Here is a 12,322-nt window from a genome sequence, read left to right as displayed (position 1 = left end):
AAAATTAATTTTTGACGTTTCGTTTCGATGAATTGATGACGATTGGTTAAATACATAGAATAAAAAAAGACAGGGATCAAAATAATCATTACTTGTAAGAGCAAGTTTTTAGTATGTTCCATACAGTTTACCTCATTGTTAAGCTCATTCTAGTATAAAAGGAAACCGAATATAAAAACAGGAGAAAAAAATGGGTTCTGGTGCAAAAAACTCAAAACAATCGCAATTAATCTCTAAAGCTTGGACATACTGATACTATTACTCTAAAAAAGGGGTATGATCAGTATGGAAAAGCAAAATTTGTTCAAGTGGAAACATTATCAGCCTGACATTATTTTGTTAACAGTGAGATGGTACCTACGGTACAACCTCAGTTTTCGTGATTTGGTGGAAATGATGGAGGAACGCGGCTTATCCATGGCTCACACAACGATTATGCGTTGGGTTCATCAATATGGGCCTGAATTAGAGGAAAGGGTACGGCGTCATCTTAAGTCAACAAATGACTCCTGGAGAGTTGATGAAACGTACATAAAAGTAAAAGGAAAATGGATGTACCTATATCGTGCAGTCGATTCGGATGGGAATATCATTGACTTTTTCCTTAGTAAAACGAGAGACAGCAAATCAGCCAAGCGCTTCTTGAAAAAAGCCTTGGCTTTTTCACATGTATCCACTCCTCGTGTCATTACTGTAGATAAGAATCCAGCTTATCCAGTAGCAATTGAAGAGTTAAAAGAAGGAAAAAAGATACCAGAAGGCATCCAAATAAGGCAAGTAAAATATCTGAACAACATCGTGGAACAGGATCATCGATTCATTAAGAGGCGAGCCTTTCCTATGTTAGGGTTCAAGTCTTTTAATACGGCTACATCCATTCTTTCAGGAGTAGAGGCCATGCATATGATTAAAAAAGAACAGATTGATTTACAAGATCAGTCTGTCCAAAATCAGAAAGAATTCATCCATCAATTGTTTGGGCTTGCAGCATAAGATACGATTCCACTAGAAATATATGTGTTTTATTCTCTGCTATTTTATCTTTGCACTAGAACCCTTAAGAGTGCCGTGAGCTGGGTTCGCGGACAGCTAGTGTATTTTCAGCACCCAGCTCTGCTTCGATGTGGGAGACCTTCGAAGACTCATCCATACGCCAGTAGGTGATGAAGCTCAGGGCAATGCAGGCAGCTACGTAGAAGTAGAAGAGAGACTCGGCTCCAATGCTCTTCAGCCATAACGCGATGAACTCCGCCGTCCCGCCGAACACCGCGACGGTGAGTGCGTAGGGTAATCCCACGCCAAGAGCACGGATTTCGGTTGGGAAGAGCTCGGCTTTCACGATCGCATTGATGGAAGTGTAACCGGTGACAATGATGAGACCCGCCATCATGAGCAAGAAAGCAACGATAGGGTTCTTCGTCTGCTCCATGATCAGGAACAGTGGTACCGTTAGCAACGTTCCGAGGATACCGAAACTAATCAATAACGGGCGCCGTCCGATCCGGTCAGACAGCATGCCGGCGAGCGGTTGAAGCACGACGAATACCAGCAGGGCAATAAAGTTAATCCAGCTGACGACCTCCTTGTGGAGGCCCACAGTATTCACCATGAACTTCTGTAAATACGTCGTGTAGGTATAGAAGGCGACGGTTCCACCGAGCGTTAGTCCGACCACTGTCAGCACCGCCTTGGGGTGTTTCATCAGAGCCCGAACGGTCCCAGCGTTTGCCCGGCTTTCAGAACCCATTTTTGAGAACTGCTCCGATTCGTCCATCGTGCGGCGCAGCCATAATACGGCCAATGCTCCCATTGCTCCGATGACGAAGGGAATACGCCAGCCCCAGGACTTCATATCGGGTTCGCTGAGTATTTGCTGGAGGATGATCTGAACACCCAGTGCTACCATCTGTCCAGCAACAAGTGTGACGTACTGGAAGCTCGAGTAGAAGCCGCGGCGACCGCTGCCGGCCATCTCGGACAGGTACGTGGCCGAGGTTCCATACTCTCCGCCTAACGACAACCCTTGGAGCAGGCGTGCGAGAACCAGAATAATAGGAGCCAGAACACCAATTGTGCTATAACTTGGGGTGCAGGCAATGATTAGAGAACCACCGGCCATGACGGTAATGGAAAGCGTCAGCGCGGCACGGCGGCCATGACGATCGGCGTAGCGGCCCATCAGCAGGCTTCCTATCGGGCGCATCAGGAAGCCGACGGCGAAAATCGCTGCCGTGTTGAGCAGTTGGCTCGTTGGGTCTCCCTTGGGGAAGAACTCTGCTGAGAAATACACGGCGAAAGCAGAATAGACGTACCAGTCGTACCATTCGATCAGATTTCCAACCGAACCTTTGAAGATGTTACCTGTGATGCGTCGCGCTTTTGCGCGCTCAATGGATTGAGACATTATTAAATCCCCCTGTTGAACAAATTTCATTTTCCCATACTACTGATTCTCATTCATCCACAAATGCACTACAAACGTTTTTTCGTTTTGCTACATTTGAAAACTCTTGCGTATGTGTACGCACCTGTTTAACACTAGTATTGGCCTCAATAAATATATCAACCTCCCTATCTTATTGAAATGCCTTCAAAAACATCATCACAAGCCAAATGTGAAAGCGTATTCAATATAAATGGATTATATTCTTTTGTTAAAAAAACCTCAATATAATGAAAATTTTGTACTTTATGTACTTTATGTACACGACATTCCCTATTGTCTTAAAGATAATTGTCGCTTTCTTTTGCTTTAAAAGTCATTCTTATGACAGAGTTTGTTATAGATATAATATTTCTATCAATTTAATTTATAATAGCGTTCGCGATCACTATTACGATTCATTCTCTTTTAACCAGAAGACAGAAATCTAGTTATTGCTAAACAAATTTAATGCCTATAAAAGGGTTGATTAATACTGGGCTTTCTTATAATAATTAAATGATGATTGATATTTTAGAATATTTACATTGTTACAAAAGTCATTTATATAGGTGCAACGTGTTGGTTTAGCATGAGTTAGTGGTCACATGTGCCGAGCTTTAGATTTCGCTATGCCCCTAGTCTCTGTTCATTCATCAATCTATATTTATATAATTTTTTTGTTAAAGGGTGCAAATATGAATAAATCGCTTAAAGTCTCGTTACAAACGAAGATACTCAGTTTAATTATTACGCTGATCTTATTTATTGTTGTTCTTTTGGCAGGTATATTTGCTTATATTCAGTCTGTTGACACGAAACGCCAAGTTGAGCAGCTGGCTCTGCAGACAGCCAAATCTATTTCTTTTATGCCGAAGATAAAAGAAGCATTTCAAACTAGCGACCCTAAAAGTTATATCCAGCCGATCGCTGAACAGGTTCGGGAGCAAGCAGGCGCAGATAATGTAGTCGTGGAAGATCGCCATGGAGTTGTCTATTCACACTCTGATCCCAATTGGTTAGGTAGAAAAAGGGTCGATCCTTACAACTATCAAGCACTCAGTTTTGGAGGATACTATACGTTGGAAGGAACGGGAACTGCTGGTCCTGCCTTAATGGGAAAAGCGCCGATCATTGTTAATTATGGGGACTATGATCAAGTAGTAGGGGTCGTTACAGTAGAATTTTTGAAAAAAGATATCCAATCCAATATATTGAATAGAATCAAAGAAATTATTCTGTTTTCGTTGGCTGTTTTACTGGCTGGAATAATTGGAGGGATATTTTTAGCGCGAAGCATCAGAAAAGATACGTTAGGTTTGGAGCCGAATGAAATCGCTTCGTTATATCGAGAGCGCAATGCTATACTGCTATCCATAAAAGAAGGAATCATTGCCATTGATCAAAAGGGCCTCATTACCATGATGAATACTTCTGCGAAGGATATGCTGGATTTAGACAACGACTATCTGCATCGACATATTGCTGAAGTTCTTCCGAATTCTAATATGATGAGAGTACTGGAAACAGGTATAATGGAAAGCAATCAAGAAATGCCGCTTAAAGATAAAGTGTTTATCCTAAATATGACACCTATAGTGGAAAATAACCAAACTGTTGGCGTTGTATGCAGTTTCCGAGATAAAACGGAGTTACAAAAATTAATTGATACTATCTCTGAGGTGAGAAAATACTCAGAAGACCTACGTGCTCAAACTCATGAATTCACAAATAAGCTTTTTGTATTATCAGGTTTACTTCAATTAGGCCATTATGTGGAGGCATTTGAATTCATTCAACAAGAATCCAGTGTTCATCAAAGTCAGAATCATATTTTATTTAACCAAATTCTTGATGCGAAAGTACAGGCTATTTTGTTAGGAAAACTTGGGACAGCGTCTGAGAAGAAAATTCAGTTCAATATTGAAAGCGATAGTACGCTTAGCTCATTGCCAGATCACATTGAAATCTCACATCTTATCACCATCATTGGAAATATTATTGACAATGCATTTGATGCTGTTAGTAATCAACCGGAAAAGTATGTCTCTTTTTTTGTCACTGATATTGGTCATGATGTTGTCTTTGAAGTGGTAGACAGTGGAATAGGTGTGCCAGGTGAAAAAATAGATACTATTTTCAAAAAAGGTTTTTCTACTAAAGGAAACAATCGTGGTTACGGGCTGGCTAATGTTAAGGAAATGGTAGACTTCCTGCAAGGATCTATTGAAATCAACAACCAAAAAAGGGGAGGAGCTATCTTTACAATCTATCTTCCTAAGAAATTGGACGAGAATATATAAAAATAGGAGGAGATGTACATGTTGAAGGTTGCAATTGTAGAAGACGATTTCCGAGTAGCCCAGATTCAGGAGGAATTTTTATCAAAAATAAAGGATGTAAAAGTTGTAGGGAAAGCATTGAATGCAAAAGAAACAATGGAACTGTTAGAAAAAGCAGAAATTGATTTGCTTCTATTAGACATTTATCTGCCAGATGGGCTTGGTACAGACTTGTTGCTGAAGATTCACGCCGACTTTCCAAATGTTGATGTGATTATGGTTACAGCAGCTAATGAAAAAGGCATGTTAGAAAAAGCGGTTCGGAACGGGGTATGTAACTATCTTATTAAACCAGTTACGATGGAGAAATTCGTTTGCGCTATTGAAGATTATAAGAAAAAGAAGCAACTATTAAACAATCGTAGTGAAGTCGACCAGTCGTTAGTTGACATGTTTTTTGGCACTACAAAAGCAAAGGATGTAAGTCCAAAAAACTTACCTACAGGTGTTGATCCATTAACATTGCAAAAGGTAAAAGAAATCATTCGGGATTTAAATGGCGGCATTACAATAGAAGAAATGGGAGAGCAAATGGGTGCTTCAAGAACAACAGCAAGGAGATATTTGGAATACTTAGTTGCGATTAATGAATGCACAGTAGAGTATGAATATGGCATTATCGGACGTCCAGAACGTAAATATTGCCTTACGTGAATGTTCCTTATTCGAAACTGTGCAGGCCATTTTTTGTTGAAAACAAACGTACACATGTCTGTAACTGCTTTAGACAATTACCTTTCCCTTAAGCAGTTAGGTGAAGCGGGGTGCAAGGCACAAACAACGGGGTGATGGAAGTCATGAAAAAAAGATTGTTACCATTCATATGGCTGCTTGTTGGGACGATAACAGGCTGCTCTTTGGAAAAGTCCCCAGGCACTGACAAAATAGACATAGATCAAGTGGAATTAGTTGCACCTAATGTTGTAGGCGCGGGGTGGGATTTGACTGCGCGGGCGATGCAAAGAACTTTAAAAGAGGAGAAAATCTTTACAAAACCAATTGTTGTTACGAACAAAGTAGGAGGCAGCGGTGATGTAGGATGGAAATATACAAAGCAGCAAAGCGGTCATGTACTTGCTATGAATTCGAGCTTACTCATAACCAATCATCTATTAGGTCACAGTAAGCTAACATATAAAGATTTTACACCGATTGCTACCTTAGCAGCCGAATGGGAGGTAGTTGTCGTATCAAAAGATTCTAGCATAGGCAATGCAAAAGAGTTAATGGAAAAACTGAAGAAAGACAAGAAAGTGATTAAAATTGGTGTTGCCCCTGGTCTAGGCAATGATGATCATTTAGCTTTTGTGCAAATAAGTAAAGCATTTGGAATAAATCCTGTAGAGCTTGAGTTTTTTGTCTATGAAAATAAAGAGAAAGTTGTAAATGCTTTAATTGATAAGCAGATTAATGTGGCGACATTGGCCTTGTCCGAGGCGGAAAAACAATACAAAGCAGGAAAAGTGAACATTTTAGCTGTATCTTCTCCCAAAAGGCTGAAAGAACTGCCAGAAGTTCCAACTTGGAAAGAACAAGGGATTGATTTAGTATTTCAGCACTGGAGAGGAGTAATGGGTCCTCCTAATATGACGGAAGAAGAGATTGCTTATTGGGATGAAGCTATTAACAAAATGGTCAAAACGGATACATGGAAAACCATTCTTGAAGAGAAGGGGTGGAACTCCTTTTATAAAAACAGCAGGGAAACAAAATTGTTCCTTGATCAAAAAAGTAAGATGTACGAGGAGCTAATGCACGATTCAGAGGTGCGGAAATGATTCGAGTAATGAGGAGCTAATCTGTAAAATGGTTCTGGTGCAAAAACTTCAAGATAATTGCAATTAATCTCCAAATCCTAGACATACTGATACTATTACTCTAAAAAAGGTGTGTGATCGGTATGGAAAAGGAAAAGTTGTTCAAATGGAAGCACTATCAGCCTGATATTATTTTATTAACCGTGAGATGGTATCTACGGTATAACTTGAGCTTTCGTGATTTGGTGGAAATGATGGAGGAACGAGGTTTGTCCATTGCTCACACAACCATTATGCGTTGGGTTCATCAATATGGACCTGAATTAGATGCAAGAGTACGACGTCACCTTAAGCTAACTAATGACTCTTGGAGAATTGAAAGGAGTGAGATAACAATGGAAGCAAGTACCTTTCTAGGACTATTTTGGGGATGGGTGATAGTTATTGTATCAGGAATACTTTTCGTACGTCCATCGGTATTACGTGAACTGAAAAAATTAGTGGTTGAGGACAGAGGATTTGGGATTATGTATGGATTTCTATCGATTTTCCTAGGGTTAGGTACTGTGATCCTGCATAATGTATGGGCACTCAACTGGCAGGGATTCATTACAGTTATTGCATGGCTCGCACTGTTAAAGGGAATTTACGTGATTGCATATCCTGAACCATCAAAGAAAACCAACTTTGAAGTACGGATATTATCTACGCGTATAGTACTCGCTATCATTGGTGCTTTAGCTTTATGGATGCTTGTAATAATCTATATGAAATAATCTGTAATTCGAAATAGTGAAAAACAGGCCTCTAGCAGCGAATAGAAAAGTTTATCCATTCATCTCTCTGCCACCAGAGTACGGGAGATTCTAATACCTCCCAAACAGTGAATTTGGCTAACACTAAGCAACTTCCGATAACACTAATTATGTGAACAAGAAATCCCTTCAGAACACAAGGTCTGAAGGGTGTTTTCATACTGTCTGAGATACATTGAATGCCGATAATAACATGTTATGTAAACCTCATATGTATACGGTATTCATCATTCTTTCCACATGTTCAATGATAATAAAAATGATTAATTACAAATATAGTTGTTATATTTACAATAAAGTCATTTGATTTTCGTTAAATGGTTCAACATCTTTGATTTGCCTGTATTGAAATAGATATTATGTTTGTAGAGGTGATAATATGATGAAACAAAAAAAGATAGTAGCTATTTCAGGAAGCATTCGAGAAGGTTCGTCTAACACGAATATATTAAAATCTTTAGCAACTTTTATTCCCGAAGATATTGACTATACTATTTATAATGGAATAAAAGAGCTTCCCCATTTTAATCCAGATATAGATCGAATGAAACCACCAGCTGTTGTTGAAGATTTTCGAAAGACGCTAGATGAATCACATGCGCTTATTATCTGTACACCAGAGTATGCAAAAGGTGTACCAGGAGTCTTAAAAAATGCGTTAGAGTGGCTTGTCTCATCAGCTGAACTTTATAAAAAACCAGTGGCCGTTATAACGGCTTCTCCATCGACTTCCGGGGGAGATAAAGCACATGAGTCTTTACTGCTTACGCTAGGTATGTTGGATGCTACTGTTGTTAAAAATGGCTCGTTGCTAGTTCCATCTGTCCGAACCAAATTTAAAGATGATGCTACAGTAACAGACGAGAGTATCAAGCAAGCCCTTATTGCTTTAGTTAGTAGTATAGCGAATGAGATAAATAATAGACTTACGTTGTAGTTTGTATTTTAAAAGGCTTTATTGTTACTTATTATTAGACTACTTAATTAAGAATAACTACCGATAACACTGATTATGTGAACCAGAAATCCCTTCAGAACACAGGGTCTGAAGGGTATTTTTTATAGTGGCTGAGATACATTGACTTCCGATAATGACATGTTATATAAGCCTGACATAAATATTAAATTCACTACTTCAAAAGAAAAAATGATGTTGAAGAAAATTTTTCCATATGTTAGTATTACGTTACACGATATATCGTGTAACGTAATACAGAAGGAGGTTTAAATTTAAAGTTTATGAGCTCAAAATCCTCAGCACTTGGACGTTTTTCAGAACCAACTTTATTTATTTTAATTAGTCTTGCTAATGAAAATAAGCATGGATACGCAATCATGGAGGACATCGAGAAGTCATATGATATGAAAATTGGACCTGGAACACTATATGGGGCTATTAGTCGTATGGAAAAAACGGGACTTATTGAAGCTATACCTTCACAAGAGCGGCGACAACCTTATCAAATTACTCCCGACGGTCGGGAATATCTCCAAGAAAAGCTAAAAGAAATGGAGCGTATCACGACAATCGGTTTAAAGAGGTTGGGTCTAATATGAAATGGTTGATTTATATGTACCCCAAAAAATGGAGAGCACGTTATGAGGAGGAATTTTTACTCATTCTTGAAGAACGGCGGTTCTCTTTAAAAGATTTTGTTGATATCTTTGTGAACGCAATAGATACTAGATTATTAAATTTAGTGGAGGATGTGATCGTTATGAATAACAAGTTACGTGATGTTATGCTCCAGTCTATTTTTATGCGCTTTTTGATAATCAGTTCTGTCATAGCATTAGGTGCAGGTGGAGGATTTTGGATAGCAAGCGGTACCCCTGCAATTGAGGAATTATCACCTAAAATGGTTTTGTTAATAGGGATTGGTTTAGGAGCATTTGTTGGTTATGTATTAGGAGTGGCAAGAGGTATACTACGTGTAGTAAATGTGGCACAAAAAGAGGATATATTCTTTCCCACAGGCACACTAAAATTCGATAAAGAAAATTAATGACATAATTTTTAATACCAAACAACATGTTGACGATAAACATGCTGTTATTTTTCAACTACCGATAACACTGATTATGTAAACAAAAATCCCCTTCAGTAAGTAATGAGGCCGCTGAAAAAGTGACTACCTTGAGTAAATAACAAGGTTTTCATCAACATACAGAAATTAAAAAGAAGCTATCCACCTATATATAGTAGTTGATTAGCTTCTTTTTCTCTTCAAATGGACTTTTTCAGTGCCCTCTAAGTAATCTGAAGGGGATTTTTTTAAGCTTATAGATACATTGACTTCCAATAATATGATGTTATGTAAACCTCACATATATAAGATATACAAAAAACAAAATTAGGGTCTTAGTTTAGTATTACCTTTTTGGATTCAAAAATCTTTAGAATAATTGAAGAACACTAACTTCTGTTAAGATACATTCTTAGCTTGAAAAAAGATTTTAATATTACTTATCGGGTTTTAAGAAAAAAGTTTCTTCATTCTTACCATCCCATTTAATGTTAATCTTCATAATTTCATCTTTGGGAGTCACTGCACACCCTGTACAATGAGATGATATTTTAAAAATTGCTCCTTTATAGTCTTCCTCTTTCTTAGAAGTCTGACCATCATTGATAATAACTTCAATACTCTTAAATTTTGTATTGCCATCTCCATTCTTATATTGAAAAGTATAGGTTCCATCTTCATCATTACCTTCAATGTTTGCTGCGTATTTTCCTTTCCAGTTCTTGCTTTCCCCAGACCAAACAATGTATTTGTCAGAACATCCTCCCAAAATAGAAACCATAAAAAGTAAAAAGATAAAAAGTTTTTTCATTTCAACCCCCCCTATATAACTTCATCATTTCCTAAAATATAAAATGCTAAAATTATTAGTGCATTACACAAGGTGATTTCCTATTAAAAAATCAGTTTTTGTATTTAATCTTATCGAGATATAATTATTATAAGAATATTTTCATTTTTTAACAAATACTCTTAATACGAACCTTGCTAAAGTTTATCAGTATGTTACTTTCAAATACCTTATTTCGAAGAAGCGGAACAAGTAAAAGAAATGTAAATGAGTAGATTCATGTAGAGCAAAATGTACACTTTAGCTTAACTATCTCAATTAAAGCTTATAATCCTCTTTAATGGCTAAAGGGGATTATAAGCTTTAAAGGGATATATTATTAATAATTATTCGACCAATCAAATTGCCAAGCAGATGCCCCATGATGGATCTTAACATATTGCCCTGCACCTACATAAGCTTTTCCTGCACCACTTGTATTAGCAGACACTTTTGGCCACGCAGGATCTGCCGCGTAATTAAACTTTGAACCACCTGGATATTTATCTGCTGTTTTATAAACTGATCCGCTAGTACCAACACCTATTTGAACTAACCGTACACGCATATTTGTTAAATAGTAACTACTATCATCGATTAACCAACCACCATTTACACTTGAAAGATCTAACCATGTTCCTCGACTATCCGTTGTCTTAGTTACATAGACTCTGCTATAAGCCTTTACTCCGTAAGTCGGATCCCATTGCTCGTCGTACTTATCAGCCATTGGTCGAACAGCAAGACTTGAATTGGTATTAGATAGATTAGTAACATTCAGACCCGAGTTATTGGTAGATGCTAGGACTCCATCAGTATCCGTTTCATAAGCAGATGCAAAGTTAGTAATAGCATAAGTTTCTATTTTTGTTCCATCTGGATTTTCTAACTCTTCAATCAATTGAGATGTTTGATAATTTTTAACTTGGAATGTATTTGCTTCTGCTGAAATTTTATGTATTTTCGCTTCGGCTTTAAATTTATCTGCATCACTAAATTCTTGTTTACCTTTTTTTGCTCTCTCAAATAATAATTTTAGATCCTTAATCTCTTCATGCTTTTTGATTACTTTAGCTTTAGAAATATCAATAGGACTTTCTTTTGAGTTATCTGAGATATCATAATTTTTATTTGATAATTCATTATTAAGTTTAGTATTCACAACATTTAGATCTCTAGTTTGACTTGTCGTTGATACATTTTTATTTACAATACCTTGTGTTTGATTAGTACTAGGATTAGATTGAAGAAAACCTGCAACGCCAATTGATAAAGCTAGACCTGTGCAAAATAATGCTGTACTTTTCTTAGGATCATTAAACATTTCATTTCTCCTCTACAAAAAATTTAAAAATCATAATAATCGATTAAATTAACATTTATTGAAATTCGTCGGTTTTTGTAAAAACCCTCCATAAAGTTGCATTTTTTAGAAATTTATTTTTAGTAAAGGCGGTCGGGAACAAAGTCTCCATGTAAAGAAACGTGTAATTGTATGGAGAGAAGGAGATTTCTCGAACGAATGATCTTGCGGCTCAGCACGTACAATGGACAACACAAGCTGATAACCTGAGTTCCTCCTTTTTGATGTATCAGCTTGACAATGGTTAAGTACATACTGAAAAACCCTTATATTAGAGAATGAAAGTAAAATACCTATCAAACTATTAAAAAAACGGGTTCTGGTGCAAAAATTTCAGCTAACTTGAAACTAATCTATAAATCCTGGACATACTGATATTATTAATCTAGAAAAGGGATGATATTCAGGGTTCTGGTGCAAAAAATCTCTTAAACTTGGACATACTGATACTACTACTCTACAAAGGTGTGTGATCGGTATGGAAACAAAACATTTGTTCAAGTGGAAGCATTATGAGCCTGACATTATTTTGTTAACAGTGAGATGGTACCTGCGGTACAACTTGAGCTTTCGTAATGTAGTGGAGATGATGGAAGAACGTGGCCTATCGATGGCTCACACAACGATTATGCGTTGGGTTCATCAATATGGACCGGAATTAGATGAAAGAGTGCGGTGTCATCTTAAGACAACAAATGACTCTTGGAGAGTCGATGAAACGTATATCAAAGTAAAAGGTCAATGGATGTATCTGTATCGTGCAGTGG

The 12,322-nt window shown here is 37.5% G+C and carries 12 protein-coding genes and 1 pseudogene; 10 read left to right on the top strand and 3 right to left on the bottom strand.

Annotated elements, in window-relative coordinates; translation table 11 throughout:
* Positions 1-285 precede the first annotated feature (285 nt).
* On the top strand, positions 286-993 hold the full coding sequence (locus H540_RS0119310; RefSeq protein ID WP_028402028.1) for an IS6 family transposase: 708 nt from the start codon (positions 286-288) through the stop codon (positions 991-993).
* 64 nt (positions 994-1,057) lie between these two features.
* On the opposite strand, the gene H540_RS0119305 is transcribed toward H540_RS0119310, so the two are convergent.
* Positions 1,058-2,404: an MFS transporter gene (locus H540_RS0119305; protein ID WP_081415209.1), complete on the bottom strand. Its 1,347-nt coding sequence runs from the start codon at positions 2,402-2,404 to the stop codon at positions 1,058-1,060.
* Positions 2,405-3,120: 716 nt separating this feature from the next.
* Between H540_RS0119305 and H540_RS0119300 the strand changes: the two genes are divergently transcribed.
* The 8 genes and pseudogenes from H540_RS0119300 (at position 3,121) to H540_RS0119265 (ending at position 9,342) form a co-directional block, all read left to right on the top strand.
* Entirely contained in the window at positions 3,121-4,725 is a 1,605-nt protein-coding gene (locus H540_RS0119300) for an ATP-binding protein (protein WP_028402026.1), read from the top strand.
* Positions 4,726-4,743: 18 nt separating this feature from the next.
* A complete protein-coding gene (locus H540_RS0119295; protein ID WP_028402025.1) occupies positions 4,744-5,418 on the top strand; it encodes a response regulator in 675 nt (224 codons plus the stop codon).
* Positions 5,419-5,561: 143 nt separating this feature from the next.
* Complete coding sequence (locus tag H540_RS0119290; RefSeq protein ID WP_028402024.1) at positions 5,562-6,542, top strand: tripartite tricarboxylate transporter substrate binding protein; 981 nt, start codon at positions 5,562-5,564, stop codon at positions 6,540-6,542.
* A gap of 122 nt (positions 6,543-6,664) precedes the next feature.
* Positions 6,665-6,922, top strand: a pseudogene (locus H540_RS34235) (IS6 family transposase); the annotation flags it as partial.
* Positions 6,917-7,297: a hypothetical protein gene (locus tag H540_RS0119280; RefSeq protein WP_028402023.1), complete on the top strand. Its 381-nt coding sequence runs from the start codon at positions 6,917-6,919 to the stop codon at positions 7,295-7,297. The pseudogene H540_RS34235 and the gene H540_RS0119280, both read left to right, overlap by 6 nt.
* Before the next feature lie 418 nt (positions 7,298-7,715).
* The gene (locus tag H540_RS0119275; protein ID WP_028402022.1) at positions 7,716-8,273 is read left to right on the top strand and encodes an NADPH-dependent FMN reductase; all 558 of its coding nucleotides are present in this window, start codon (positions 7,716-7,718) and stop codon (positions 8,271-8,273) included.
* Between the two features lie 302 nt (positions 8,274-8,575).
* Complete coding sequence (locus H540_RS0119270) at positions 8,576-8,893, top strand: PadR family transcriptional regulator (protein ID WP_028402021.1); 318 nt, start codon at positions 8,576-8,578, stop codon at positions 8,891-8,893.
* Positions 8,890-9,342, top strand: coding sequence for a hypothetical protein (locus H540_RS0119265; protein WP_028402020.1), 453 nt, complete (start codon positions 8,890-8,892; stop codon positions 9,340-9,342). Before H540_RS0119270 ends, H540_RS0119265 begins: the two co-directional genes overlap by 4 nt.
* 457 nt (positions 9,343-9,799) lie before the next feature.
* Here H540_RS0119265 and H540_RS0119260 read toward each other — a convergent pair whose 3' ends face one another.
* Positions 9,800-10,174 carry a hypothetical protein gene (locus H540_RS0119260; protein ID WP_051317201.1) on the bottom strand — a complete coding sequence of 125 codons (375 nt, stop codon included), beginning with the start codon at positions 10,172-10,174 and terminating at the stop codon, positions 9,800-9,802.
* A 358-nt stretch (positions 10,175-10,532) separates the two neighbouring features.
* A complete protein-coding gene (locus H540_RS0119255) occupies positions 10,533-11,516 on the bottom strand; it encodes a hypothetical protein (RefSeq protein WP_028402018.1) in 984 nt (327 codons plus the stop codon).
* 517 nt (positions 11,517-12,033) lie between these two features.
* On the opposite strand from H540_RS0119255, the gene H540_RS0119250 reads away from it, so the two are divergent.
* On the top strand, positions 12,034-12,322 hold a 289-nt coding region (locus H540_RS0119250), incomplete at its 3' end, for an IS6 family transposase (RefSeq protein ID WP_028402017.1).

It is taken from the genome of Ectobacillus panaciterrae DSM 19096, assembly GCF_000430785.1.
Lineage (GTDB): Bacteria > Bacillota > Bacilli > Bacillales > Bacillaceae_G > Ectobacillus > Ectobacillus panaciterrae.
This window is presented reverse-complemented; position numbering and strand designations above follow the sequence as displayed.